The sequence below is a fragment of the Erythrobacter sp. RANMB8 genome (genome assembly GCF_056848235.1).
Map to the genome: position 1 here is coordinate 133,972 of NZ_JBREHG010000002.1, position 24,332 is coordinate 158,303.

The following is a 24,332-nucleotide window of genomic DNA, read 5'->3' on the forward strand; positions in this document are numbered from 1 at the left end:
CATGGTTGTCGGACTTCTCGCGTTCATCCTTGTCCTCGTCTTCCTTGTCATGGTGACACTTGGGGCTGTGTTGCTCGCCCGGTTCGTACTGGGCGCGGGCAATGCTGCGGGGCGGATCATCACTGCGGCCATCGGCGGGCCGCTGGCGATACTGCTGCCGGTGTTCGCCATTGCCCTGATTGACGATGGCCGGCGAGCGGGGGCGGGGCTGGGCGTTTCCTTTGTCGTGGTGTCCGCGCTGTTGAGCTTCGTCGCCTGGCCGGTGGCGCATCTGGCTACGCGCAAGCTTGACGGGTTGCTCAGATTCGACCCGCAAGTGTTCGAGTAGTTCGGCGGTGCGGGCCGAAGGCTCTGCCTTGTGGCAGCGCATCAGTGCCCACATCATCGGCCCCGATGATGCCCCGCTCACTTTCGCGGCCAGACTTGCTCGCGAAAACCGCTGGAGCCTGCCCTTCGCCGAGCGGGTGATCGGGGAATACCGGCGCTTCTGCTATCTCGCGATGACCGCCGGGCATGAAGTCACGCCGCCTGATGCTGTTGATCAGGCCTGGCACCTCCACCTCACCTACAGCCGCGATTACTGGCAGACCTTCTGCCCCATGGTGCTGGAAGGCGAACTGCACCACGGCCCGACAAGGGGCGGACCGGCAGATCGCGCACGCTTCTATCACCAGTATGCCGCAACGCTCGCCGCCTACGAGGCGGCTTTCGGCGCGCCGCCGCCTGTCGATATCTGGCCGGCGGCGCACCGGCGCTTTGCGGTCGGCAGCTTGGGGGTGCGTATTAACCTTTCGGGTGTTATCCTTCTCCCACGCCGGGTCGCGCTGGCGCTGGGACTGGCCCTCCTGACGGTGGGCTGGCTCGCGGGAAGGATAATGTAATGCAGCTGTTCTCGTCGTGGACGGGCAGCGATTTCCTGCTGTTTTACATCGCGCTGCTGGGGTTTTGCGGCCTCGCTGCGTGGTGGATACCGGCCAACCTGCGCCCGGCCGGTCGCCGAATCGAATCATTGGAGGCAGAAGACCTCGCGGTGCTTGCAGGCGGTCGCGAACGGTTCGCCGATTCGGTTCTGGCTGATCTCTACGCCCGGGGGGGGCTGATCACGACTGGCAGTGGCAAACTCGAAGCGGTGCGAGAGAATCTGCCTGCGACCCCGGTCGGCAAGGCTCTGCTGGTGCAGGACGCGCCTCTTTCAGTAAAGGCCGCGCATCGGCTGCTGGCGGTTCATGGTGACCGCGTTGCGGCGCGATTGCGGCGCGGCGGGCTGTTGATGCGGCCCGATGAGTTGACGCGGCTTCGCTGGCTGTCGGTCACTCCGTTCATCGCCCTTCTGCTGCTCGGCATTTACAGGCAGCGGGCAGGCAGCGCGCTGGGTGAGCCGACCGGCTTTCTGGTGATCTTGCTGGTGCTGACTTTGGCGATCGGGCTTGTGCGTCTGGTCAAGGCCGATCCGCGCACCCGCGAGGGAATGGCGGTGCTGATTAGGGAGCGCAAGCGGTCAGACCGGCTCGCCCGTGCGCCCCGCGCCGAGGAAGTCGGGCTTGCAGTGGCGCTGTTCGGGACAGCAGTGCTTGTCGGGACGCCGTGGGCACCGGTTCACGCCATGCGCCAGCAGGGCGGGGACAGCGGCGGCGGGGGCGGTGACAGCAGCAGCGACAGCGGCGGCGGCGACGGGGGCAGCGGCTGCGGTGGTTGCGGGGGCTGACCGGCGCGGGTAAGCGCACGGGCATGACGAAGCTTCCTGTCGCCGTTGTCCAAGCCGCGCCTGTCCCGCTCGATTTTCAGGCGGGGATCGACAAGGCGCTGCGTCTGGCGCGTGCGGCTGTGGAGAGCGGGGCGAAGGTCGTCGCTTTCGGCGAGACCTTTCTGGGCGGCTATCCCCTGTGGCTCGACGAGGCGCCGGGCGCGGCCTTGTGGGATCATCCGGGGGCGAAGGCGCTGCACCGTATCATGCTCGAACAGGCAGTCGTGGCGAATGACGAGCGGCTCTTGCCCTTGCAGGAACTCGCCGATGCGAGCGGGGCGATCATCTCCATCGGCGCGCATGAGCGGGTGCGGCGCAGCCTCGTCAACAATCAGCTGACTTTTCGGCCGGGCCTGCCGGTGCTCGACCACCGCAAGCTGGTGCCGACCCATGGCGAGCGCCTGATCTGGGCGCGCGGCGATGGTTCGACCTTGGGCGTGCATCAGGCCGAGTGGGGCCGCCTCGGCACGCTGATCTGCTGGGAGCACTGGATGCCCTTGGCGCGCGCGGCGATGCACAATCTCGGCGAGGATGTGCACATCGCCGCCTGGCCGACGGTGCGCGAGAGCCACGCGATCGCCTCGCGCCACTATGCGATGGAGGGCCGGTGCTTCGTGCTGGCGGCGGGGCTTGTGCAGGCGAAGGACGATCTATTCGACGGCTTGGCGCGGGTGGGCGGCAATCCCGAAGTCAAGGCGCTGTTCGAAGCGATCCCGAGCGAGGTGCTCAACCGCGGTGGCTCTCTGATCGCCGCCCCCGACACCCGCGTCATCGCGCAGGCGGGCGAAGGGGAGGAGACGCTCTTCGCCGACCTCGATTTGGCCGAGGTCTCCGAGGGATTGGCGAACCTTGATACCGATGGGCACTATTCGCGGCCCGATGTGTTCGAGCTGACGGTGGATACGCGGGCGAAGGATGGGGTGGCGTGGTCTTGAGCTTTGAACCCCCTACGAATGAGCCGTCCTTGTTGCTCGGCGTGATCGGGTTCGGTTCGATAGTTCTGGTTGCTGCCGTGGTGTCGTGGCTGGCAGCGCGATATCTCGCCTGGGCCATGGCGCCGCGTCGCTTCTGGTTGCGCGTGGCGATAGCGGGAGCATTGCCGGTTAGCATCATTATCGGAGTATTTGTCGCCGTCGACCTCTCGCGGGGACACGAAATCCTGTCGGCTGTAGCCAAGCTCGGCAGGGTCACTCTCATCGGCCAACTTCTTATGCTGGCGTTGCTTTTGACGGGTATGGGCGCTTCTTGGTTGACGGCGTTGCGCAGAAGACGTCGCGATTTAGACCGAGCCCACGCTGCATACGAGATCTTCCAGTGACCTTCGCCGCCACCATCCTCACGCTCTACCCGGAGATGTTCCCCGGGCCGCTCGGGCATTCCATCGCGGGGCGCGCGCTGGCTGAGGGCAAGTGGGCCTGCGAGACGGTGCAGATCCGCGACTTCGCCACCGACAAGCACCGCACGGTCGACGATACGCCTGCGGGCGGCGGGGCCGGGATGGTTCTGAAGTGCGATGTGCTGGGGAGGGCTTTGGATAGTGTGGCGGGTGAAGAAGAACTCCGTTCGTCTCGAGCGAAGTCGAGAGACAGCGACGAAGAGCCCGCCCAAGGTGTCTCGACTTCGCTCGACACGAACGGGCAAAGGGCTCCGGATCGCCCCATCCTCGCCATGACCCCGCGCGGAAAACCCATTACCCAACAGCGCATCCGCGAGCTTGCCGCTGGCCGCGGCGTCATCATCCTGTGCGGGCGGTTCGAGGGGTTCGATGAACGCCTGTTCGAAGCCCGGCCCGAGATCGAGCAGGTCTCCCTCGCCGACATCGTCCTCTCGGGCGGCGAGATGGCGGCGCTGACCATCCTTGACGCTTGCATTCGGCTCATTCCCGGCGTAATGGGCGCGGCCTTGAGCGGGGCAGAGGAGTCGTACGAAAACGGCCTTCTCGAATACCCGCACTATACCCGACCTCAGGAATGGGAAGGGCGCACGATCCCCGAAGTGCTGCGATCGGGGGATCATGCGAAGATCGCTGCTTGGCGCAAGGCAAGGAGCGAAGACGATACTCGGTCACGCAGGCCGGACTTGTGGGAACGCTATAGTGGCGATCCGGTCCAACCTGCCTCTGGCGCGCGGCGAAAAGACAAGGAACCGGACCAGTGAACCTGATCCAGCAGATTGAAGCCGAAGAAATCGCCAAGTCCGGCAAGGACATCCCCGAATTCCGCGCAGGCGACACCGTCCGCGTCGGCGTGAAGGTGAAGGAAGGCAACCGCGAGCGTATCCAGGCCTATGAAGGCGTGGTGATCGCCCGCTCGAACCGCGGCATGGGTTCGAACTTCACCGTGCGCAAGATGAGCTTCGGCGAAGGCGTCGAGCGCGTCTTCCCGCTCTATTCGCCGATCGTCGAGAGCATCACCGTGGTTCGCCGCGGCGTGGTGCGTCGCGCCAAGCTCTATTACCTGCGCGGCCGCACCGGCAAGAGCGCGCGTATCGTCGAGCGCAAGGCCTCTGCGCCCAAGGCGTAAGGCTTCCAATCAAGAAAATCGCCAAGGGCGGCCCCGCAACGGGCCGCCCTTTTGCATTGCGGCCAATTTTTCGTCATTGCGAGCGTCAGCGAAGCAATCCATGAACCGCCATGGATTGCCACGCCGCCTGTCGGCGGCTCGCAATGACGAGGTGATTGTTGAATGCGTTTGATTTTTGCTGCTGCCGCCTTGTGTGTCTCGACCTGTCTGACAACCCCGGTGCTAGCGGAGACGATCACCATGCCTGAGACTGCTGCCTCTCCGCTCTCCTTCGAGCGTGTCTTTGCCTCCCCCGGTCTCGATGGCCCTGCGCCGCGGCAGGTGAAGCTGTCGCCGGACGGCCGCTATCTCACGCTGCTGCGCAATCGCGCGGACGATCGCGACCGCTATGACCTGTGGGGCTATGACATCGAAACCCGCGAATGGCGGATGCTGGTGGATTCGCTCAGCCTCGGCAGCGGGCGCGAATTGTCCGAGGACGAGAAGATGCAGCGCGAACGCGCGCGCGTTGGCAGCCTCAAGGGGATCATTTCCTACCAGTGGGCGAGTGACGGCAGCGGCGTGCTGGTGCCGCTGGATGGTGATCTGTTCCTCGCCAAGCTCGATGGCAGCGTTACCCGCCTGACCGATACCGAAGGCACCGAACTCAACCCCAAGCTTTCCAGCAAGGGCGGCTTTGTCAGCTTCGTGCGTGACCGGCGCCTGTGGGTCGGGCCGGTGGGCGGTGAGGCGCAGCCGGTCACCCCGCAGGAAGCCGACACCATCCGTTGGGGCGAGGCTGAATTCGTCGCACAGGAGGAAATGGCGCGGCTGCAGGGCTATTGGTGGTCGCCCGATGACAGCCGCATCGTTGTGCAACGCACCGATGAGGCCAGTGTCGGCATCGTCACCCGCGCCGCGATCGGCGCCACAGGCACCAAGGTGTTCGATCAGCGCTATCCCGCGGCGGGCACCGATAATGCGGTGGTCGAGCTTTACGTGATGAACCCGGATGGCAGCGGGAGCGTGAAGGTCGATCTTGGGCTCAATATCGACATCTATGTGGCGCGGGTCGACTGGGCGCCTGATGCTTCCGCAATCTACGTCCAGCGGCAGGACCGGGCGCAGACGAAGATCGACGTGCTGCGGGTTGATCCGGCGACGGGCGCTTCGCAGGTATGGTTCACTGAGAAAGCGGCGCGACCCGATTACTGGGTGAACCTCAGCGACAATTACCGCTTCCTCAAGGATGGTAGCCTGCTGTGGTGGTCGGAGAGGGACGGTTACGGCCATTTCTACCGCTTTGCTGGCGGTCAGTGGCAGCAACTGACGCGCGGAACTTCGCCCACGACAACGCTGGTCGGCGTCGATGAGGCGGCGGGCACCTTCACCTATCAGGCGACCAAGGATGTGCTGACCCAGCAGATCTACCGCGCACGGCTGGACGGGACGGGGGAGCCGGAACTGCTCACCGATCCCGCTTTCAGCAACAGCGCCAGCATGGATGGCGCGGCGCGGCTGCTCTATGTCACCCGTTCGAGCCCGAACCAGCCGCCGCAGTCCTATCTGGCGACGCCCGATGGCAAGCAGGTTGCATGGATCGAGGAGAACGCGGTTGCCGGCGATCACCCCTATGCACCCTTCCTCGCCAGCCACGTGACGCCCGAATTCGGCACGCTTCCCGCAGAGGACGGCACGCCGCTTCACTGGATGATGCTCAAGCCCAGGATGGAGAAGGGCAAGCGTTACCCGGTATTCTTCAGCCACTATGGCGGCCCCGGCCCCCAAATGGTGACCAGGGGCTGGGGCGGGGCGCTCGCGCAGGCGGTGGTCGACAAGGGCTATATCTATTTCGTGCTCGACAATCGCGGCTCGGCCAACCGGGGCGTGGACTTTGAACAGCCGCTCTACCGCGCCATGGGCGGAGCCGAGGTGCGCGACCAGAAGGCGGGGGCCGAATTCCTCAAGAGCCTCGATTTCGTCGATCCCGCCAAGGTGGCGATCTACGGCTGGTCCTATGGCGGCTACATGACGCTCAAGCAGCTGGAGGCTGACCCCGGCCTCTATGCCGCTGGCATCTCGGGCGCGCCGGTGACGCGGTGGGAATTGTACGACACCCACTACACCGAACGCTACATGGGCGATCCCCGCGAGGTACCGGAGGCTTACGAGAAAGCCAGCGCCATTCCCGATGCCACGAAAATCACCGATCCGCTGCTGCTGATCCACGGCATGGCGGATGACAATGTGGTGTTCGAGAATTCGTCCGAACTGATTTCGGTGCTGCAGGAAAACAACGTGCCGTTCGAGATGATGCTCTATCCCGGCTACACCCACCGCGTGTCCGGCCCGAAGATCGGCCCGCACGTCTGGAACAGCATCTTCCGCTTCCTCGAAAGTCACGGGGTAACCCCGCCCGAGTGATCGCCGGGCGCGAATAGGTCTGCAAGGCGCGGTTTGCAGTTGCGCTGGCCGCGCCCTTCGCTATTTCGCAGCTGCGAAATCATAGGAGAATGCCAAGTGGGTTACCGGGTGGCAGTGGTCGGCGCGACCGGCAATGTCGGGCGCGAGATGATGCAGGTCTTGGCCGAGCGCGAGTTTCCGTGTGACGAGGTGGCCGCGGTCGCTTCGCCGCGGTCGACCGGCACCGAAGTCGAATTCGGCGATACTGGCAAGATGCTCAAGTGCAAGAACATCGAGCATTTCGACTTCGCCGGCTGGGATATTGCCCTGTTCGCTGCTGGCTCCGGCCCGGCCAAGGAATATGCGCCCAAGGCCGCCGCTGCGGGCTGCATCGTGATCGACAACTCGTCGCTCTACCGCATGGACCCCGACATTCCGCTGATCGTGCCGGAAGTGAACCCCGACGCGATTGATGATTACACAAAGCGCAACATTATCGCCAACCCCAACTGCTCGACCGCGCAGCTGGTGGTGGCGTTGAAGCCGCTGCACGATGCCGCCACGATCAAGCGCGTGGTGGTCAGCACCTACCAATCGGTCTCCGGCGCGGGCAAGGCGGGCATGGACGAGCTGTTCCAGCAGAGCCGCGCGATCTTCGTCGGCGATCCGGTCGAACCGGCCAAGTTCACCAAGCAGATCGCCTTCAATGTGATCCCGCACATCGACACCTTCCTTGATGATGGTTCCACCAAGGAAGAATGGAAGATGGTGGTCGAAACCAAGAAGATCCTCGACCCGAAGATCAAGCTGACCGCGACCTGCGTGCGCGTGCCGGTGTTCGTCGGCCATTCCGAAGCGGTGAACATCGAGTTCGAGAACGAACTCAGCGCCGAGGCGGCGATGGACATCCTGCGCGAGGCGCCCGGCGTGATGCTGATCGACAAGCGCGAGGATGGCGGATACGTCACCCCGATCGAATGCGTCGGCGATGCCGCCACCTTCGTGAGCCGCGTGCGCGAAGACCCGACGGTGGAGAACGGCCTGACCCTGTGGTGCGTTTCGGACAACCTGCGCAAGGGCGCGGCGCTGAACGCGGTGCAGATCGCCGAATTGCTGGGGCGGCGTCACCTGAAGAAGGGGTAATCCGAGGGGTGCCGCCGCTGGCGAGGGCGCAAGGCTGGATGCTTGCGGCGGTAGCGCTGGGTGTTCCACTGAGCGCATGGGGTGCGATCTATCCGACCAACACCTGGTTGCAGGTTGGTCCGGTCGCTTTGCTGCTTCCCGCTGCCTACCTTACGTTGCGGCGATGGCCCGTCAGCGACCGGTCGGCAGCATGCATGACAGCCTTCGTGCTCCTGCATCTGTTCGCAGCGCGCTGGTCTTACAGTTTCGTCCCCTATGATGCGTGGATGGGCGAAGGATTCAGCGCGGCGTTGGGGTTCGAGCGCAACATGTTCGATCGGCTGGTGCATTTTCTGTTCGGCGTCTTCGCAATGCCGCCGGTGGTGGAATTGGGTGTGCGCTATTGGCGGCTTGCACCGCGGATGGCAGTGATCTTCGCGCTTCTGTTCGTGCTGGCTGTGGGCGGGCTTTACGAGATTTTTGAGTGGTGCCTGACCCTCGCGCTCGCGCCCGCCGATGCCGGCGCCTATAATGGCGAACAAGGCGACATGTTTGACGCACAGAAGGATATGGCGCTAGCCGGGTTCGGAGCCGTTCTTGCCGTGCCTTGGGTTAGTGGTGCCGGTTGGTGGAAAGGGACGCATAAATGAACCGTGGTTTTGCCCTCCTTGCGATCTCCTGCGCGCTGGCCCTTTCGGCTTGTGACAGCGGCACGGTGCCAAGTCCGGCAGAACGCCAGCAGGGCGAGGCATCGCAGGCTCCGGTGGCGGATAATGTCGTCGAACTGCGCGGCGAGGGGCTGGTAGCGGGGCCGGAGGCGTTCTTCTTCGCAGCCGGCCAGAAAGAGGTCGAGGCTGCGCTCGCCAAGGCTTTGGGCGCACCCTTGCGCAGCGGCGAGAATGGCGAATGCGGGGCGGGGCCGATGGTGTTCACCGATTTCGCCGGCGGCCTGACAGTGCATTTCCAGGAAGGCCGTCTGGTCGGCTGGAACTGGCATCTGGCGCAGGATGGCGACCGGCCTGCCAGCGGTATCGTGAGGATGGCGGGCGAAGTGCAGGTCGGCAGCGCCCGCAGCATTGCCGAGGCGGCACCCGGTTTTGCTCCGGTCGAAGGCAGCACGCTGGGAGAGGAATTCGCGCTGGGCGATGCCATCGGCGGTTTTGTCGCAGGCGATGCGGTCGAGATGCTCTATGCCGGGACGCAGTGCTTCTTCCGCTAGGCACCACCCGCACTATTCGGACAGCACGACCGGCCCTGCAGGGCGCGTGCCGCCGCGCATCAGGAAAGCGAGCGGCGCGGCGGCCAGCGTGATCCACATCATCAGCCAGAAATCGTCCACATAGGCGATCATCGCCGCCTGCCGGTTGACCTCGGCATCGATCAGCACCAGCGCGCTGTCTCCCAGCGCCTGAAACCGGTCGATGGTGGAAAAATCGACGAGGTTGCCGCTGCCTGCAGTCACGTGGGTGGCAAGATCGGCATGGGCGGTCTGGATGTTGCGCGCCAGCAGCACTGTCATCCACGAAATTCCCGCCGATGCGCCCAGCGAACGGAACAGGTTAAGCAGGCTTGATCCGTCTGTGCGCAGTGCCGGCTTCAGGGTGGCGAAGGCGCTGACCTGGAGGGGGATGAACACCAGCCCCATGCCAAGGCCCTGCAGCAATCCGCTGACGATCACGTGGAATTCATCCACATCGAGCGACCATTGCGCCATCTGCCACAGCGAAAAGGCGCAAATCAGAAAGCCGCTTGCGACCACGGGCCGGGCATCGACCCCCCGCCGCATCAGCAGGCCCGAGACCTGCATCGACACGAGAATGCCCACGCCGCGCGGCATCAGCACGATACCGGTGTCGATCACGCCATAGCCGAACAGGTTCTGCAGCATCGGCGGCAACAGCGCCATCACCGCGAACATCACGATCCCGATCACCACCATGAAGGAAAGGGCGATGGCGAAGTTGCGATCGGCAAACAGGGCCCGCTCGAACATCGGGGCTGGGGCGGCGGCGAAATGCACCACCACCATCCAGCCCGCAGACAGGGTCAGCAGCAGGTAGATCCAGATCTCTGCCGAAGCGAACCAGTCGGCATGGGCACCGCGGTCCAGCATCAGCTGGAATGCGGCAAGTGCCACGGCGAGCAGCAGGAACCCGGTAATGTCGAACCGCCGCTCGCGCTGCGGACGCTTGGGCAGGTAGGCGATCAGCGTGACGAGCGAGGCAATGCCGACCGGCAGGTTGACATAGAACACCCAGCGCCAGTTCGCGGTCTCGGTCAGCCAGCCGCCGAGGATGGGGCCAAGGATCGGGCCGATCATGATCCCCATGCCCCAGATTGCCATGATCTGCGGATGGCGGCTCGGGCGGGTGGAATCGAGCATGAAAGACTGGCTGAGCGGGGCGATGAAGGCGCCGGCCACGCCTTGCAGGACGCGGAACACCACCATCTCCTCAAGGCTCTGCGCAAGGCCGCACAGCATCGAGGCGATGATGAACCCCGCCACCGAAAGGATGAACAGCCGGCGTGCACCGATCCGGTCGGCCAGCCAGCCGGTAATCGGCAGGGCGACGGCGGAGGCGATGATGTAGCTGGTCAGCACCCAGCTGATCGAATCGACCGTCGCCCCGAGCGAGGATTGCATATGGGGCAGGGCGACATTGGCGATGGTGGTGTCGAGGATCTGGAGCAGCGATGCCGCCATCACGCCGACGATCATCAGCGGGTAGTTGCCCGAAGCCAGCTCGGGCACATCCTGCACGGGACTTGCCTCCGCCTGAGGCGCGCTCGGGGCGGGTTCAGCCCGGCTTGCCATGTCAGTGGGCCGGGGTCTTGCCGGTGAAAACGGTCACTTCGCTGGACAGCCCGGCGATCAGCCGCCGCGGGCTTTTGCCGGTGATCGCGATCCGCACCGGCACCCGCTGGGTTACCTTCACCCAGTTACCGGTCGCATTCTGCGCCGGCAAAACCGAAAACTCGGCGCCCGTGCCCGCTCCGATTGTTGCGACCCGGCCTTTGAGAACAAGGTCGGGATAGGCATCGAAACGCACCTCGGCAGGCTGGCCGACTGCCATGTCGGCAAGGTCGGTCTCCTTGAAATTGGCTTCGACATAGGTCGATTCCTCGCGCACCAGCGTTAGCACGGGCAGATTGGGGACGACCTGCTGGCCGATCTGCAAGCGTTCCGCCTGTGCGATGCGTCCCGCGGCAGGCGCCCGCACTTCGGTGCGGCGCAAAGCCAGTTGCGCGGCAGCGCGGCTGGCACGGGCAGCGGCAATCTGCGGGTTGACACCCGGCACTGCCGATCCGGTTGCGAGCCGCGCCCGGGCCTCGCGCTGGCGGGCCTCGGCCTGCCGCACGGCCTCGCGCGCCTGCAGCACGGCCTGCTGCGCCGCCTCGAAATCGGCCTTGGTCGAAAAGCCCTTGTCCCGCAGTGCCTGCACCCGCTCGAACCGCGCCTCGGCAAAGCCGACATCCTGCCGCGCCGCGGCGATATCGGTGCCGGTCAGCGCGGCATCATTACTGAGCGCGATGACATTGGCCTGCGCGCCCGCGATGGCGGCATCCGCTTCGGCCACCTGCAAGCGGAACGGTTCGGGATCGATGCGGAACAGCAGCTCGCCCGCTGCCACTTCGCTCCCCTCTTCGACCATGACCGCGATGATCCGCCCGCCGACTTCGGCGCTGACTGCGACCATATCCTGCTTCAGATAGGCGTTGTCGGTCGAGACCTTGCCTTGCAGGCTTTGCCAATAGAGCACGGCCCCGGCGAGCAGCGCCAGCGGCACCACCAGCATCAGCGCCCAGCGTCGCCACGCCTTGCGCGCAGGGGCGGCCTGGGTGGCACTATCGAAGGTGCGGGCGGGATCGGCTTCAGCCATTGGCGGCTTCCTGCTGGCGGGCGGCGGCAAGATTGGTCCCGATGCGTTCCAGCATGCCGGCAAACACAGTGCGCTCGGCCGGATCAAAGCCTTCGAGCATGTCTTCGAACAGGCCCGCGACAATGCCCCGCAGGCGCGTGACGATGCTGCGGCTCTTGTCGGTCAGATGCAGGATGCGGGCGCGCCGGTCAGCCGGATCGCTGCGGCGTTCGATCCATCCGGCCTCTTCCAGCCGGTCGATTATGCGGGTGAGGGTGATCGGCTCGATTTCCAGCCGGTCGGCATAGAAGACCTGGTTTTCATCCGGGTTGTGATCGAGCGCCAGCAGCAGCCGCGCCTGCGGGGCGGTCAGGCCGAGGCTGCGCACCCGTTCATCGAACAGGCGGCGCAGCAGGCGCGAGTTATCGGCGAGTCGGTATCCGGTTTCAAATGACATGATCGGACACATAATAAGCAGGCTTATTATTAGCAAGCCGTCTGGCCGTTGCGGCGAATTCGGGCTAGCAGCCGCTGGATGAGCATTTCGACCGAGCACTTCACCACCTTCGACGGCACCCGCCTTGCGATCCATTCGACCGGCGAGGGGCATCCTGTCATCCTGCTGCACGGGCTGTTTTCATCGGCGCAGATGAACTGGATCAAGTGGGGCCACGACCAGCGGTTGGCCGCGGCGGGCTTCCGGGCAATCATGCCCGATTTCCGCGTTCACGGAGACAGCGAGGCACCACAGGATGCCGCTGCCTATCCTGCCGGCGTGCTGGTGCGCGATGTCGCGGCGCTGATCGACCATCTCGGGCTGGGCGAGGGCGAATATGATCTGGCCGGTTTCTCGCTGGGCGCGCGCACGGCGGTGCATGGCTGCGCCAATGGCGTGTTCGCCCCGCGCAAGCTGGTGCTGGCAGGTATGGGCGTTGCGGGCCTTGCCGACTGGCAGCGGCGTGCGGGCTTCTTCAAGCGCGTGATCGACGAATTCGACACCATCACCCGCGACGATCCTGCATGGCTTTCGCGTCAGTTCCTGAAGTCGCAGGGTGTTGACCGTGTGGCCGCAAGGCTGCTGCTGAATGCGTTCGAGGATCTCGATCAGGCGAGCCTCGCCCATGTTACCGTGCCGACGCTGGTGATCTGCGGCGATCGCGATCAGGATAACGGCTCGGCCAAGGATCTGGCCGCGCTGTTGCCCCATGCCACCTATGCCGAAATCCCCGGCGGACATCTCGACAGCGCGACGAAGCCCGAGCTGGGAGAAGGGATCGTGCGCTTCCTCGCGGCTTGATTCCGGCGCGCCACAGGTTCAAACCCGCCGCCATTGTCAAACGACAGACCGACGGGAAATTTGACCGATGAAATTTGCTGCCCCCTTCCTCAAAAGCGCCGCTGCCGCGCTTGCGATTGCCGCTGCCGCACCGCTTGCCGCGCAGGATGCGCCCGCGCCTGCTGCCGAAGCCGCTCCGCAATATCCGCTCACCCCGCAAGGCGCGAAGGACTGGCTGGCCGCGGTCGAGGCCGATTATGCCGCTTTTGCCGAGGAATACGGCCATATCTCGTGGATCAACGCGACCTATATCAATCACGATAGCGACACGATGGCGGCGCGGTACGGCGCGCAGCTGACGCTCAAGCAAGTGGGCTGGGCCAACGAAGCGGCGCGCTATGCCCGTGTCGAGGGTCTGGACGCCGAGACTGCGCGCAAGCTCGATATGCTGCGCAACGGCATCTCCATGCCTGCGCCTTCCACCCCCGGTGCGGCGGAGGAGATGAATGATATCGCCACCCGCCTCGGCTCGGCCTACGGACGCGGCAAAGGCACCCTCAATGGCCAGCCGATCAACGGCAGCGATATCGAGGCCGAAATGGGCAACCTCGAACGCACGCCCGAAGAGCTCAAGGAAATGTGGGCCAGCTGGCACGACAATGTCGGCGGCCCGATGCGCGCCGATTACACCCGTATGACCGGCATCGCCAACGCGGGCGCCAAGGAGCTGGGCTTTGCCGATCTCGGCGCAATGTGGCGATCGGGCTATGACATGAGCCCCGACCAGTTCGCCGCCGAGACCGAGCGGATGTGGCAGGAAGTGAAGCCGCTCTACGTGGCGCTTCACACCTATGTTCGGCGCAAGCTGAACGAGAAGTATGGCGATGCCGTGCAGCCCCGCACCGGCCCGATCCGCGCCGACCTGCTCGGCAATATGTGGGCGCAGGAATGGGGCAATATCTACCCGCTGGTCGCCCCCGAGGGCGCGGGTGATATCGGCTATGACCTCACCGATCTGATCGCGAAGAAGAACCTCGACGCCAAGGGCATGACCCGCGTGGGCGAGCAGTTTTTCTCGTCCCTCGGCTTCGAACCCCTGCCGGCCACCTTCTGGGAACGCAGCCAGTTCGTGAAGCCCGCCGACCGCGAGGTGGTGTGCCATGCCTCGGCCTGGAACATCGACAATGTCGATGACCTGCGCATCAAGATGTGCATCAAGCAGAACGGCGACGATTTTATCGTGATCCACCACGAACTGGGCCACAACTACTACCAGCGCGCCTATAACAAGCAGGACTTCCTGCACATGAACGGCGCCAATGACGGCTTCCACGAAGCCATCGGCGACATGATCGCGCTCTCGATCACGCCCGAATATCTGGTGCAGATCGACATGCTCGACCCCAAGGATGTGCCCAGCGCCGACAAGGATATTGGCCTGTTGCTGCGGCAGGCGATGGACAAGGTGGCATTCCTGCCGTTCGGCCTGCTGCTCGATCGCTATCGCTGGGGCCTGTTCGACGGGTCGATCCCCGAAAGCGCCACCAACACCGGCTGGAACGACCTGCGCCGGACCTATCAGGGCGTGGTGCCCCCGGTGGAGCGCCCGGCGGACGGGTTTGACGCAGGGGCGAAGTATCACATCCCCGGCAATGTCAGTTACACCCGCTACTTCCTTGCACGGCTGCTCCAGTTCCAGTTCTACAAGGCCGCTTGCGATACCGCCGGGTGGAAGGGGCCGCTGCATCGTTGTTCGTTCTACGGCAACAAGGAAGTCGGCGCGAAGCTCAATGCGATGCTGGAAATGGGCGCGTCCAAGCCCTGGCCCGATGCGCTGGAGGCTTTCACCGGCGAGCGGCAGATGAACGGCACCGCGATGGTCGAGTATTTCGCGCCGCTGATGAAGTGGCTGGAAAAGCAGAACAAGGGCGAGAAGAAGGGCTGGTGATGCAGCGCGCAGGCTTCGTGGCGGGGGCGCTGCTGGCGCTCGCCGCCTGCGCACCGGTGGAGGCGCCGGACAGGGCGGGGGCAGCGATGCCGCCGACCCTGTTCGTCGCGGCCAAACGCGGCAACACGCTCTCGAAGATCGATCTGGCGACCGGCAAGGAAGTGCTGCGCCTGCCAAGCTGCACCAACCCGCACGAGTTGGCGACCTCGCCCGATGGCCGGCACGTCGCGCTCGCCTGCTATGGCGGGACGACAGTGGACATCTTCGCCACGGCCACGCTCGCCAAGGTGGCCAGCATCGACCTTGGCGAAAACGCCCGGCCACATGGCATCGCGTGGCACGCAAGCGGCGATCTCTATGTCACGGCCGAGGGACGCCGGTCGATCTTCCGGTTGCGCGCCCCGCTGACGGACGGGCGCGAGCTGTTCGAATTCGGCACCGGCAAGCAGGGCAGCCACATGCTCGCGGTCAGCCCCGATGCGCGCACGGCATGGACCACCGACCTTGGTTCGCGCACCGTAACCCGCATCGACCTCGTGACCCGCCGCGCCCCGCTGTCGGTGACGGTGGGCGAGGAGCCCGAGGGCATTTCCCTGTCGCCCGACGGCAAAACCCTGTGGGTCTCGGCACGCGGCTCCAATCAGGCCTTTGCGCTCGATCCGCAGACGATGGAGGTGCGCCGCACCGTCGAAACAGGGCGCTTCCCGCTGCGCATCGCGGTGCGCCCGCAGGGCGATGTCGCGGCCACCTCCGATCTTCAGGACGGCAGCCTCAGCGTGATCGATACGGCCACGGCCAAGGTGATCCGCACCATCCCCGTTTCCAGCCCGGCCGAGGCCGAGACGCGGTTTCAGGTGACGATCCTGTGGTCGAAGGACGGCAGCCGCATCTACGTCGCCGAAACCGCCAGTGATACCGTGGCCGAGGTCGATTACGCCACCGGCACCGTACTGCGCAGGCTTGGCGCGACCGGCGGCGGGGACGGGATGGCGATCCTGCCTTGACGCTGCCCAAACCCTTGAAAGTGGTGGGCTGGCGCGAGCTTGTGGGGCTGCCCGATCTTGGCCTTGCGGGCATCCCGGCCAAGATCGACACCGGCGCGCGCACCTCCTCGCTGCATGCCCATGTGCTCGACGAGTTCCGGCGAGAAGGGCGGCGATTCCTGCGCTTTGCGGTCGACTGGGGCGGGGTGCGCCACGTGTGCGAGGCGGTGCATGTCGATGTGCGCGGCATCACCAGTTCGATGGGCGAGCGGCAGGAACGCTTTGTCATAAAGACGCCGCTTGCGATCGGTAAGTCCATCTTCCGGGCGGAAATCACCCTGGCAGACCGGTCCCAGATGCAATTCCCGATGCTGATCGGGCGCACCGCGCTCAGGAGGCGTTTCGTCGTTGATAGCGGTCATTCGTGGCTGCAATCGCCGGCAAATGCGGATATGGGGCCGCTCCGCCGGTAGATCGCCGGTTTCGAAAGGTCTTTCATGAAAATCGCGATGCTGGCGCGCAACGCCAACCTCTATTCGCACCAGCGGCTGAAGGAGGCTGCCGAGGCGAGAGGGCACACGCTCGACATCCTCAACACGCTGCGCTGCACGGTGCATATCGCCAGCCACCGGCCGCAGGTGTTCTACAACGGCGCGCCGATTGCGAACTATGACGCGGTGATCCCGCGCATCGGGGCCTCGATCACCAATTATGGCCTCGCGATCCTCCGCCAGTTCGAAATGCGCGGGATCTGGTCGCTGAACGAGAGTGTCGCCATCGGTCGCAGCCGCGACAAGCTGCGCAGTTTGCAGATCCTCGCCAAGCACGGGCTGGGGCTGCCGCTCACCGCCTATGCCAATGATCCCAAGGCCGCAGAGGAGATCATCAAGGCGGTCAAGGGCCCGCCGGTGGTGATCAAGCTGATCGAAGGCACGCAAGGCATCGGCGTGGTGCTGGCCGAGACCATGAGCAGCGCCAAGTCGGTGATCGAGGCGTTCCGCGGAGCCAACGTCAACATTCTGGTGCAGGAGTTCATCAAGGAAGCGGGCGGCACCGATATCCGCGCGCTGGTGGTGGGCGGCAAGGTGGTCGCCGCGATGCAGCGCACCGGCGCGCCGGACGAATTCCGTTCGAACCTGCACCGCGGCGGTTCGGCGCAGGTGATCAAGATCACGCCGGAAGAACGCTCCACCGCAGTGCGGGCGGCCAAGCGCATGGGGCTGAACGTGTGCGGGGTGGATATGCTGCGGAGCAATCACGGCCCTGTCATCATGGAGGTCAATTCCTCTCCCGGCCTCGAAGGGATCGAGAGCGCGACGGGCAAGGATGTGGCGGGCATGATCATCGATTTCATCGCTGCCAATGCCAAGGACGGGGCAACCAAGACCAAGGGCAAGGGGTAAGCCACTCTGGCCTTGCCGACCGGGCAATGTTTCACGTGAAACATGCCGACAAAAGGGCCTAAAAGGGGTCTAGAGGGGGTCTAGAGCGGTCTAGAAGGGGTCTGGGAACAGTCTCAGGCGTTGCGCGCCATCAGCCCCCCATCGACCGGAATCGCCACGCCGGTGATGTAACTTGCCGCCGGCAGCACCAGCGACAGGGTGATGTGCGCGACCTCCTCCGGCTCGCCATAGCGTTTGAGCGCGGTGCGGCGCTTGGCGAAGATCGCCTTGTGTTCTTCGGCCACGGCATCGGTCATCGCGGTGCGGATCGGGCCGGGGCAGATGCAGTTGACCGTGATCCCTTCGGGGCCGAGATCGACCGCAAGGCCGCGGGTCAGGCCGATCACGCCGGTCTTGGCCGCGACATAGGGCGTATCGCCGGGGGTCGCGCCCAAGCCTTCGGTGCTGGCGATGTTGACGATCCGCGCTGCATCGCTCTGCCGCAGCCACGGCAGGGCGGCGCGCACCATGCGCTGGTGGGCGGTGAGCATCACCGCGATGGCGCGGTGCCATACCTCCTCGTAGGCGGGATCATCGAGGCCGCAGAAGCTGGAGACACCGGCATTGTTCACCACAATGTCGATCCCCCCGAAATCGCCCGCGATCTGCGCGACGACCCGCGCAATCGCCGCGCCATCGGCCACATCGAGTGCATAGCCCTTCGCGCCGCTGCCACACTCTGCCGCCACGGCTTCGCAGGCGGCGGGATCGAGGTCGATCACCGCCACGCGCGCCCCCTCGCTGGCGAACAGCCGCGCGGTGGCCCGTCCCATGCCGCTCGCCGCGCCTGTGACGATCGCGACGCGGCCCGCGATGGAGCGCGTGCGCGTCACCGGAACGGCGGCTCGTTGAACGCCCGCAGTTTGCGGCTGTGCAGCCGGTCGCCCTCGTCGCGCAGTCTGGCGCAGGCGACGATGCCCATTTGCAGGTGCGCGGCGATGGCTTCCTCGTAGAACTTGTTGGCCTGCCCCGGCAGCTTGATCTCGCCGTGCAGCGGCTTGTCCGACACGCACAGCAGCGTCCCATAAGGCACGCGGAAGCGGTAGCCCTGCGTGGCGATGGTCGCGCTTTCCATGTCGATCGCGATCGCGCGGCTTTGCGAGAAGCGCTTGGCCGAGGAGGAATAGCGCAGCTCCCAGTTGCGATCGTCGGTCGTCACCACCGTGCCGGTGCGCATCCGCTGCTTGAGGTTGGCACCCTGCACGCCCGCGACTTCCTCGGCTGCCAGCGCCATCGCCTGCTGCACTTCGGCAATCGGCGGGATCGGCACTTCGGGCGGGAGCACGGGATCGAGCACGTGATCATCGCGCAAGTAAGCGTGGGCGAGCACGAAGTCGCCTATCTTCTGCGTGGAGCGCAGGCCGCCGCAGTGGCCGATCATCAGCCATGCGTGGGGGCGCAGCACCGCCAGGTGATCGCAGATCGTCTTGGCGTTGGACGGGCCGACGCCGATGTTGACGAGAGTGATCCCGCGCCCGTCCTCGCGGATCAGGTGATAGGCGGGCATCTGGTGGCGCCGCCATGCGGTGTCGTTCAACTGGTCCTGCGCGTGCGGGGTGGGCTCGCGGATGTCGAGGCCTGCCGCACCGGTCAGCGCGACATAGCCATCCTGCCCGATCCGCGCCGCGCCCCAGTTCACGAATTCATCGACATAGCGGTGATAGTTGGTGAACAGGATGAAGTCCTGAAAATCGCTCACCTCGCTGCCGGTGTAATGCTTCAGCCGCGCCAGCGAGTAATCGGTGCGCAGGCCATCGAACAGCGACAGCGGCATGTCCTGATCTTCGGCAAATTCGATCCCGTCGGCCAGTTCGTCACCGATCAGCGCCAGATCGGTCGAGGGGAAATGGCTGGCGATATCCTGCGGCGAAATGCCGACCATCGCCGCGCCGGCCTCGCCATCGAGGACATAGGGGAAGGGGATTTCCTGCCGCGAACGTTCCACCGTCACATCGACTTCATACTCGCTGCCGATCAGTTGCAGCTGTTCGGTCAGGTAATGCGCGAAAAGATCGGGGCGGGTGATGGTGGTGGTGTAGGTGCCCGGCATTTCCAGCCGGCCGAAAGCGCGGCTGCGATCACGCGGCGCGCCGACCCCGGCATAGCGCAGGGTGATCTGCGGATAGGCATAGGAGCCGTCCTCGCGCTTGCGGGCCGGCGGGATGGTGCCATCGCGCCCGAAGGCGATCACATCGTCGCGCAGGGACCGCACGGCGTCGTCATAATGCTGCTGCAGCTGGGTGAGGATGGCGGGAATGTCGATCATGGCAGTTGCTCTGCTCCTTTGTTGTTATGGTTCTATGGCAGCACCTTTGCGCGGACCGGCGCTGTTTACAAGAAGGGCGCGGAGATCATGCCGATCGCCGCGCCCCTGATGCGTTGGTCCGGTGAGACGAACTTAGTCGTCGCCGCGATCTTCGAGCAGCTCGGCCGGAATTTCGCCCGGTTCGAGGTTGGCTTCGATGCGGGTGGCATCGGCCTGTTCTTCGATGGCGCGCTGTTCGTCTTCGAACATCGCGGCCAGCACGTCGACGCCTTCGCTCTGCAGCTTGGCTTCGTCGTCCGAACGGGCGACGTTGGCCTTCACCGTCACGCGGACTTCGGGGTGCAGGGCAACGGTGACGTTGTGCATCCCGATGTTCTTGATCGGCGCGCCGAGGATCACCATGCGCTTGTCAACGCTGTGGCCCTGTTCGGCGAGCCCGGCGACGATGTCGCGCACGCTGACCGAGCCATAGAGCTGGCCGGCGTTCGAGGCGGCACGGATCAGCACCACTTCGGCGCCTTCGACCTTTTCGCCCTGCTTTTCGGCGTCCGAGCGACGCGCGGCGTTTTCGGCCACGAGACGTTCACGGTTGGCTTCGAACACCTTTTTGTTGGCTTCGTTGGCGCGCAGGGCCTTCTTCTGCGGGAGCAGGAAGTTGCGGGCGTAGCCATCCTTGACGGTGACGATGTCGCCGATCGCGCCGAGCTTCTCGATGCGTTCGAGGAGAATGATATCCATGTGTCCTGCTCCTCTTACTTCACGATGAAGGGCAGCAGACCGATCTGGCGGGCGCGCTTGATCGCCTGGGCCAGTTCACGCTGCTTCTTCGCCGAAACGGCGGTGATGCGCGAAGGCACGATCTTGCCACGCTCGGACATGAAGCCCTGCAGCAGGCGCACGTCCTTGTAATCGATCTTGGGGGCATCCTTGGCCGCGAACGGGCAGGACTTGCGGCGGCGGAAAAACGGGCGGGCCATCAGTCGCGCTCCTCACGGGTTTCGCGGCGCTTCCGCTCGCGTTCGTTCTTGCGCATCATGACGCTGGGGCCTTCCTCGTGGGCGTCCACGCGGATGGTCATGTAGCGGATGATGTCTTCGTTGATACGGGTCTGACGCTCGAGTTCGGCGACCACCGAGCCGGGGGCGTCGATGTTGAGCAGCACGAAATGCGCCTTGCGGTTACGCTCGATCTTGTAGGCGAGCGACTTGAGGCCCCAGGTTTCGGTCTTGGTGACCTTGCCGTTGTTGGCTTCGATGATTTCGGTGGCTTGCGCCGCCAGCGCGTCAACCTGAGCCTGGCTCAGATCCTGACGCGCAAGAAAGACGTGCTCGTAGAGCGCCATCTTGCGTCCTTTCACTACCTGCCGATCGCTGGCTTGTCCGTCCGGTATACGACGGGGCCCCTCCGGCTTTCTTCGACAATCGCAAGGGCGCATCCCAAGCGAAGCGCGGGCCCTTACAGCTTTGGCGTGCAATTGCAAGTCTTGCCGTGCGGGAACCGGAAGGGCAGGCGGCGGATTAGGGTTTCACGATTCGCAACAGGGGGTTTGCCGTGCCATCAGGACTGGTCGCGCTGCTGGATGATATTTCGGTGATTGCCAAGGCGGCGTCAGCCTCGATCGACGATGTCGCGGTCGCCGCGGGCAAGGCCGGCACCAAGACCGCAGGCGTGGTGATCGACGATGCGGCGGTGACGCCGAGCTATGTCACCGGCCTTTCCCCTGCGCGCGAATTGCCGATCATCTGGAAGATCACCAAGGGCAGCCTGAAGAACAAGCTGCTGTTCCTGCTGCCGGGCGCTTTGCTGCTGTCCGAATTCCTGCCGGGCGCGATCATCTGGCTGCTGATGCTGGGCGGGGCCTTCCTGTGCTATGAAGGCGCGGAGAAGGTGATGGAGAAACTCGGCGCGGCCAAGCATGGCGCGACGCTGGAGGACGAGATCACCGATCCGGTCGCCTTCGAGGACGCCCGGGTGGGCGGGGCGATCCGCACCGATTTCATCCTGTCGGCGGAAATCATGGCGATTGCGCTTAACGAGGTTTCGACTGAAACGCTGGTGATGCGCGGCGTTGTGCTCGCTGTGGTCGCGATCGCGGTGACGGTGGCTGTCTATGGCGCGGTTGCCGGGATTGTGAAGATCGACGATGTCGGACTTTATCTCACGCGGCAGGCAAGCACTGCCAAGCAGGCCTTCGGACGGTTCCTGTTGCGCTTCGTTCCCAAGTTGCTGACCGCGCTGTCGGTGATCGGCACGCTGGCGATGCTGTGGGTGGGCGGTGGCATTATCGTGCACGGCACCCACGAAGTCGGCTTCCATGCTATCTATGACATCATCCACGGCGCGGAATATGCGGTGAAGGGTGCTGCGGGCGGGGTGCTGGGCTGGCTGACCTATGCATCGCTGTGCGCGGTGCTGGGACTGGTGTTGGGCGCGTTTATCGCCTTTGTCCTGCACAAAGTGCTGGGTGTGGGCGCGGGCGAGGGGCATTAAGCCGCCTGCCATGACCGCACCTGTCCTGTACACCTGCGCCCGTTCCCGCGGGCTGCGCGCCACCTGGGCGGCGGAGGAAGCGGGGGTCGATATCGACCTCAGGATCCTGCCGTTCCCGCCGCGCTACCTTGCGCCCGAATACATGGCGGTGAACCCGCTCGGCACCGTGCCGATGCTGGTCGATGGCGACACGCAGCTGACCGAAAGCTGCGCCATCGCCCACTATCTCGCCACCCGCGATGGCCAGACCCCGCTCGCGGTTCCGCCGGGGGAGCGCGATTACGGCGCCTATCTGGATTACACCTACCACGCCGACGCCACGATCACCTTCCCGCAGACGGTCTATATGCGCTTCTGCCTGTTCGAGAAGGACAAGGGGTTGCAGGAGGCCGGTCAGTCTTACGCCAAGTGGTTCCACAAGCGCCTGATCAAGGTCGAGCAGCGCCTTGAGGGCCGCGAATACCTCTGTGCCGACCGCTTCACCATCGCCGATATCTGCGTCGGCTACGCGCTGATCCTCGCCGAAAGCGTGGGGCTGGACGAGGGCGTGCCGGAGAGCCTCAAGGCCTATCGCGCGCGCCTGACCGCAAGGCCTGCCTATCAGCGGGCGCTGGCGCGAGAGGAAGCGGGGCGGGCGGCGTTGGGGAGCACCGGCGGCTGAATTCTTCGTCATCCCGGCGAAAGCTGGGACCTCAAGCGGCAAAGACTGGTTTATGACGCTCTGGGCCCCAGCTTTCGCTGGGGTGACGGTTGCCGCTCGCTCACACCGCCTGATCGGGCGTCACGGGCCTCGCCGACAGCTCCCGCCGCAGCAGCTTGCCGATGGGATCGCGCGGGAGGCTCTCGACGAATTCGATGTAGCGCGGGCGCTTGTATCCGGCGATCTGCCCCTTGAAGCGGGCCGTGATCTCCTCGCGGGTCAGCTGCATTCCCGGCTTCAGCACCACGAAGGCCTTCACCGCCTCGCCCCATTGCCTGTCGGGCACCCCGCAGCAGCCCGCGTCGGCCACTTCGGGCATGGCCGCGAACACCGCATCGACTTCCGCCGGATAGACATTCTCGCCGCCGGTCTTGATCAGTTCCTTGGCGCGGCCGAGCAGGTAGCCGCGACCCCTTTCGTCCATCGTGCCAAGGTCGCCGGTGCGCAGCCAGCCGTGGCCGAGCGCGGCCTCGCTCGCTTCCGGATTGCGCCAGTAGCCGAGCATGACCGAAGGCCCGCGCAAGGCAAGCTCGCCTTCCTCGCCCGGCGGCAGTTGATTGCCGTCCGGATCGAGCACCGTCATCTGCACATGCGGCAGCGTCCAGCCGATCGAGCGCGGGGCTTCCAGCATGTCGGGATAGTCGATGAAGGTGGCAAAGCCGCAGATTTCGGTCTGGCCGTATCCGCCGACAACCCGCGCATCCCAGTCCTTCTCGATGAATTCATACATCTGCGGGCGGCCCATGCCCGCCCCGCCGGTGTAGTTGGTGAGCGGCATCCGCCCCTCGCGCACCGGGTTCATCGCGGCCCACGGAAAGCAGATCGTGGGAAAGGCGCTGGTGGTGGTGCAGCCTTCGCGGTGGAGCAGATCGAGGATCGCGGCGCTATCATCGTCGCGGCCCGCGAAGACGCTCGTGCCCCCGCAGGCAAGCATCGCGGCGACCTGCTGCATTCCGACCACGTGGAACAGCGGGTTGACCGAGAGCAGCACCTCGTCCGCGGTGAAGCGGCGGTGCTGCGCGAAGCCCAAGGCGGAGGCGGCGACCGCGCTGCCGGCTTGCAGGCACCCTTTGGGCTTTCCGGTCGTGCCGCTGGTGTACATCATGTACACCGCCCGCTCCCGCTCCAGCGGCAGGCCGGGCAGGGCCGGTTGCGGCGCGGTGATGATGCTCTCGAAGGCGCCGTGCGGATCGTGGCGCTCGTCCACCGTGATCACTTCGCCCGCATCGGCTTCGGCCAGCAGCGCGGCAAAGCGCGGGCTTGCGAAGGTCATCGCAGGCCCGGCATTGCCGCAGATCCACGCAATCTCGGCAGGCGCAAGCCGCCAGTTGAGCAGCACCGCAATCGCCCCGATTCGTGCCGAGGCGAGCAGCGTGGTGAGGAACGGCGCGCCATCGGTCAGCAGCAGGGCTACGCGGTCACCCGGCGCGATGCCCTTTGCCAGCAGCCATCCCGCGAGGCGGGTGACGCGGGCATCGAGATCTGCCCATGTCAGGCGCTGGCTTCCGTCAACCGTGGCCAGCCGGTGGGCATGGCGGGCCGCGCAGTTGGCCAGCAGCGTATCGAGCGAGAAGTCGCGGGGGTGCATGGAGGAAAG

The 24,332-nt window shown here is 65.1% G+C and carries 27 protein-coding genes; 18 read left to right on the forward strand and 9 right to left on the reverse strand.

The genetic code is table 11. The annotated features are described in order from the left end of the window. The first annotated feature begins 1 nt into the window (after position 1). The 11 genes from ACU0AG_RS03730 (at position 2) to ACU0AG_RS03780 (ending at position 8,989) form a co-directional block, all read left to right on the forward strand. Positions 2–328 (forward strand): hypothetical protein, encoded by a 327-nt coding sequence (locus ACU0AG_RS03730; RefSeq protein ID WP_482780919.1) that lies wholly within the window; start codon positions 2–4, stop codon positions 326–328. A gap of 28 nt (positions 329–356) precedes the next feature. Further along, positions 357–881 (forward strand): glycine-rich domain-containing protein, encoded by a 525-nt coding sequence (locus tag ACU0AG_RS03735; RefSeq protein ID WP_482780920.1) that lies wholly within the window; start codon positions 357–359, stop codon positions 879–881. Beyond that, entirely contained in the window at positions 881–1,705 is an 825-nt protein-coding gene (locus ACU0AG_RS03740) for a TIGR04222 domain-containing membrane protein (RefSeq protein ID WP_482780921.1), read from the forward strand. Before ACU0AG_RS03735 ends, ACU0AG_RS03740 begins: the two co-directional genes overlap by 1 nt. A gap of 23 nt (positions 1,706–1,728) precedes the next feature. Then, on the forward strand, positions 1,729–2,679 hold the full coding sequence (locus ACU0AG_RS03745; RefSeq protein WP_482780922.1) for a carbon-nitrogen hydrolase family protein: 951 nt from the start codon (positions 1,729–1,731) through the stop codon (positions 2,677–2,679). Between the two features lie 32 nt (positions 2,680–2,711). After that, positions 2,712–3,062 carry a hypothetical protein gene (locus ACU0AG_RS03750; RefSeq protein ID WP_482780923.1) on the forward strand — a complete coding sequence of 117 codons (351 nt, stop codon included), beginning with the start codon at positions 2,712–2,714 and terminating at the stop codon, positions 3,060–3,062. Next, positions 3,059–3,901 carry a tRNA (guanosine(37)-N1)-methyltransferase TrmD gene (gene trmD, locus ACU0AG_RS03755; RefSeq protein WP_482780924.1) on the forward strand — a complete coding sequence of 281 codons (843 nt, stop codon included), beginning with the start codon at positions 3,059–3,061 and terminating at the stop codon, positions 3,899–3,901. The genes ACU0AG_RS03750 and trmD overlap by 4 nt, the downstream gene beginning before the upstream one ends. Continuing rightward, positions 3,898–4,266, forward strand: a complete 369-nt coding sequence (gene rplS / locus ACU0AG_RS03760) for a 50S ribosomal protein L19 (RefSeq protein ID WP_017665507.1) — start codon at positions 3,898–3,900, stop codon at positions 4,264–4,266. Before trmD ends, rplS begins: the two co-directional genes overlap by 4 nt. A 162-nt stretch (positions 4,267–4,428) precedes the next feature. After that, complete coding sequence (locus ACU0AG_RS03765; RefSeq protein WP_482780925.1) at positions 4,429–6,669, forward strand: S9 family peptidase; 2,241 nt, start codon at positions 4,429–4,431, stop codon at positions 6,667–6,669. Positions 6,670–6,765: 96 nt separating this feature from the next. Continuing rightward, positions 6,766–7,791 carry an aspartate-semialdehyde dehydrogenase gene (locus ACU0AG_RS03770; protein WP_482780926.1) on the forward strand — a complete coding sequence of 342 codons (1,026 nt, stop codon included), beginning with the start codon at positions 6,766–6,768 and terminating at the stop codon, positions 7,789–7,791. A 38-nt stretch (positions 7,792–7,829) separates the two neighbouring features. Then, positions 7,830–8,420 carry a DUF2238 domain-containing protein gene (locus tag ACU0AG_RS03775; RefSeq protein WP_482780927.1) on the forward strand — a complete coding sequence of 197 codons (591 nt, stop codon included), beginning with the start codon at positions 7,830–7,832 and terminating at the stop codon, positions 8,418–8,420. Then, a complete protein-coding gene (locus tag ACU0AG_RS03780; protein WP_482780928.1) occupies positions 8,417–8,989 on the forward strand; it encodes an aspartate-semialdehyde dehydrogenase in 573 nt (190 codons plus the stop codon). Before ACU0AG_RS03775 ends, ACU0AG_RS03780 begins: the two co-directional genes overlap by 4 nt. 12 nt (positions 8,990–9,001) lie before the next feature. Here the strand turns inward: ACU0AG_RS03780 and ACU0AG_RS03785 are convergent, their stop codons facing one another. Genes ACU0AG_RS03785 through ACU0AG_RS03795 form a run of 3 tightly spaced genes read right to left on the reverse strand, consistent with a single transcriptional unit; the run spans position 9,002 to position 12,087 of the window. After that, positions 9,002–10,585 (reverse strand): MDR family MFS transporter, encoded by a 1,584-nt coding sequence (locus ACU0AG_RS03785; RefSeq protein ID WP_482780929.1) that lies wholly within the window; start codon positions 10,583–10,585, stop codon positions 9,002–9,004. 1 nt (position 10,586) lies between these two features. After that, a complete protein-coding gene (locus ACU0AG_RS03790; RefSeq protein ID WP_482780930.1) occupies positions 10,587–11,651 on the reverse strand; it encodes an HlyD family secretion protein in 1,065 nt (354 codons plus the stop codon). Further along, on the reverse strand, positions 11,644–12,087 hold the full coding sequence (locus tag ACU0AG_RS03795; RefSeq protein ID WP_482780931.1) for a MarR family winged helix-turn-helix transcriptional regulator: 444 nt from the start codon (positions 12,085–12,087) through the stop codon (positions 11,644–11,646). Before ACU0AG_RS03795 ends, ACU0AG_RS03790 begins: the two co-directional genes overlap by 8 nt. A 78-nt stretch (positions 12,088–12,165) precedes the next feature. Here ACU0AG_RS03795 and ACU0AG_RS03800 point away from each other — a divergent pair, with 78 nt between their 5' ends. The 5 genes from ACU0AG_RS03800 to rimK all read left to right on the forward strand — a co-directional run bounded on the left by ACU0AG_RS03800 (position 12,166) and on the right by rimK (position 17,240). Continuing rightward, positions 12,166–12,927 carry an alpha/beta fold hydrolase gene (locus tag ACU0AG_RS03800; protein ID WP_482780932.1) on the forward strand — a complete coding sequence of 254 codons (762 nt, stop codon included), beginning with the start codon at positions 12,166–12,168 and terminating at the stop codon, positions 12,925–12,927. Positions 12,928–12,994: 67 nt separating this feature from the next. After that, entirely contained in the window at positions 12,995–14,854 is a 1,860-nt protein-coding gene (locus ACU0AG_RS03805; protein ID WP_482780933.1) for a M2 family metallopeptidase, read from the forward strand. Next, complete coding sequence (locus ACU0AG_RS03810) at positions 14,854–15,858, forward strand: YncE family protein (protein WP_482781392.1); 1,005 nt, start codon at positions 14,854–14,856, stop codon at positions 15,856–15,858. Before ACU0AG_RS03805 ends, ACU0AG_RS03810 begins: the two co-directional genes overlap by 1 nt. After that, positions 15,855–16,310 carry an ATP-dependent zinc protease family protein gene (locus tag ACU0AG_RS03815; RefSeq protein ID WP_482780934.1) on the forward strand — a complete coding sequence of 152 codons (456 nt, stop codon included), beginning with the start codon at positions 15,855–15,857 and terminating at the stop codon, positions 16,308–16,310. Before ACU0AG_RS03810 ends, ACU0AG_RS03815 begins: the two co-directional genes overlap by 4 nt. 24 nt (positions 16,311–16,334) lie before the next feature. Beyond that, entirely contained in the window at positions 16,335–17,240 is a 906-nt protein-coding gene (gene rimK, locus ACU0AG_RS03820) for a 30S ribosomal protein S6--L-glutamate ligase (RefSeq protein WP_482780935.1), read from the forward strand. Between the two features lie 113 nt (positions 17,241–17,353). Here rimK and ACU0AG_RS03825 read toward each other — a convergent pair whose 3' ends face one another. The 5 genes from ACU0AG_RS03825 to rpsF all read right to left on the reverse strand — a co-directional run bounded on the left by ACU0AG_RS03825 (position 17,354) and on the right by rpsF (position 20,887). After that, positions 17,354–18,112, reverse strand: a complete 759-nt coding sequence (locus ACU0AG_RS03825) for an SDR family NAD(P)-dependent oxidoreductase (protein ID WP_482780936.1) — start codon at positions 18,110–18,112, stop codon at positions 17,354–17,356. Further along, on the reverse strand, positions 18,109–19,545 hold the full coding sequence (locus ACU0AG_RS03830) for an AMP nucleosidase (protein ID WP_482780937.1): 1,437 nt from the start codon (positions 19,543–19,545) through the stop codon (positions 18,109–18,111). Before ACU0AG_RS03830 ends, ACU0AG_RS03825 begins: the two co-directional genes overlap by 4 nt. A 132-nt stretch (positions 19,546–19,677) precedes the next feature. Next, entirely contained in the window at positions 19,678–20,283 is a 606-nt protein-coding gene (gene rplI / locus ACU0AG_RS03835; protein WP_482780938.1) for a 50S ribosomal protein L9, read from the reverse strand. A gap of 14 nt (positions 20,284–20,297) precedes the next feature. Further along, entirely contained in the window at positions 20,298–20,522 is a 225-nt protein-coding gene (gene rpsR / locus ACU0AG_RS03840; RefSeq protein WP_017665523.1) for a 30S ribosomal protein S18, read from the reverse strand. Continuing rightward, positions 20,522–20,887, reverse strand: a complete 366-nt coding sequence (gene rpsF, locus ACU0AG_RS03845) for a 30S ribosomal protein S6 (protein ID WP_482780939.1) — start codon at positions 20,885–20,887, stop codon at positions 20,522–20,524. The genes rpsR and rpsF overlap by 1 nt, the downstream gene beginning before the upstream one ends. A 209-nt stretch (positions 20,888–21,096) precedes the next feature. Here rpsF and ACU0AG_RS03850 point away from each other — a divergent pair, with 209 nt between their 5' ends. After that, a complete protein-coding gene (locus ACU0AG_RS03850; protein WP_482780940.1) occupies positions 21,097–22,035 on the forward strand; it encodes a DUF808 domain-containing protein in 939 nt (312 codons plus the stop codon). Positions 22,036–22,045: 10 nt separating this feature from the next. Then, positions 22,046–22,696: a glutathione S-transferase family protein gene (locus ACU0AG_RS03855; RefSeq protein ID WP_482780941.1), complete on the forward strand. Its 651-nt coding sequence runs from the start codon at positions 22,046–22,048 to the stop codon at positions 22,694–22,696. A 100-nt stretch (positions 22,697–22,796) separates the two neighbouring features. Here ACU0AG_RS03855 and ACU0AG_RS03860 read toward each other — a convergent pair whose 3' ends face one another. After that, the gene (locus tag ACU0AG_RS03860) at positions 22,797–24,323 is read right to left on the reverse strand and encodes a class I adenylate-forming enzyme family protein (protein WP_482780942.1); all 1,527 of its coding nucleotides are present in this window, start codon (positions 24,321–24,323) and stop codon (positions 22,797–22,799) included. Between the last annotated feature and the right edge of the window lie 9 nt (positions 24,324–24,332).

Bases quoted from the DNA above. Each gene is read 5' to 3' on its own strand.
- ACU0AG_RS03730 (WP_482780919.1), top strand. From the start codon at position 2: ATGGTTGTCGGACTTCTCGCGTTCATCCTTGTCCTCGTCTTCCTTGTC.
- ACU0AG_RS03740 (WP_482780921.1), top strand. From the start codon at position 881: ATGCAGCTGTTCTCGTCGTGGACGGGCAGCGATTTCCTGCTGTTTTAC.
- ACU0AG_RS03745 (WP_482780922.1), top strand. From the start codon at position 1,729: ATGACGAAGCTTCCTGTCGCCGTTGTCCAAGCCGCGCCTGTCCCGCTC.
- ACU0AG_RS03765 (WP_482780925.1), top strand. From the start codon at position 4,429: ATGCGTTTGATTTTTGCTGCTGCCGCCTTGTGTGTCTCGACCTGTCTG.
- ACU0AG_RS03775 (WP_482780927.1), top strand. From the start codon at position 7,830: ATGCTTGCGGCGGTAGCGCTGGGTGTTCCACTGAGCGCATGGGGTGCG.
- ACU0AG_RS03780 (WP_482780928.1), top strand. From the start codon at position 8,417: ATGAACCGTGGTTTTGCCCTCCTTGCGATCTCCTGCGCGCTGGCCCTT.
- ACU0AG_RS03785 (WP_482780929.1), bottom strand. From the start codon at position 10,585: ATGGCAAGCCGGGCTGAACCCGCCCCGAGCGCGCCTCAGGCGGAGGCA.
- ACU0AG_RS03790 (WP_482780930.1), bottom strand. From the start codon at position 11,651: ATGGCTGAAGCCGATCCCGCCCGCACCTTCGATAGTGCCACCCAGGCC.
- ACU0AG_RS03795 (WP_482780931.1), bottom strand. From the start codon at position 12,087: ATGTCATTTGAAACCGGATACCGACTCGCCGATAACTCGCGCCTGCTG.
- ACU0AG_RS03800 (WP_482780932.1), top strand. From the start codon at position 12,166: ATGAGCATTTCGACCGAGCACTTCACCACCTTCGACGGCACCCGCCTT.
- ACU0AG_RS03805 (WP_482780933.1), top strand. From the start codon at position 12,995: ATGAAATTTGCTGCCCCCTTCCTCAAAAGCGCCGCTGCCGCGCTTGCG.
- ACU0AG_RS03810 (WP_482781392.1), top strand. From the start codon at position 14,854: ATGCAGCGCGCAGGCTTCGTGGCGGGGGCGCTGCTGGCGCTCGCCGCC.
- rimK (WP_482780935.1), top strand. From the start codon at position 16,335: ATGAAAATCGCGATGCTGGCGCGCAACGCCAACCTCTATTCGCACCAG.
- ACU0AG_RS03830 (WP_482780937.1), bottom strand. From the start codon at position 19,545: ATGATCGACATTCCCGCCATCCTCACCCAGCTGCAGCAGCATTATGAC.
- rplI (WP_482780938.1), bottom strand. From the start codon at position 20,283: ATGGATATCATTCTCCTCGAACGCATCGAGAAGCTCGGCGCGATCGGC.
- rpsR (WP_017665523.1), bottom strand. From the start codon at position 20,522: ATGGCCCGCCCGTTTTTCCGCCGCCGCAAGTCCTGCCCGTTCGCGGCC.
- rpsF (WP_482780939.1), bottom strand. From the start codon at position 20,887: ATGGCGCTCTACGAGCACGTCTTTCTTGCGCGTCAGGATCTGAGCCAG.
- ACU0AG_RS03855 (WP_482780941.1), top strand. From the start codon at position 22,046: ATGACCGCACCTGTCCTGTACACCTGCGCCCGTTCCCGCGGGCTGCGC.
- ACU0AG_RS03860 (WP_482780942.1), bottom strand. From the start codon at position 24,323: ATGCACCCCCGCGACTTCTCGCTCGATACGCTGCTGGCCAACTGCGCG.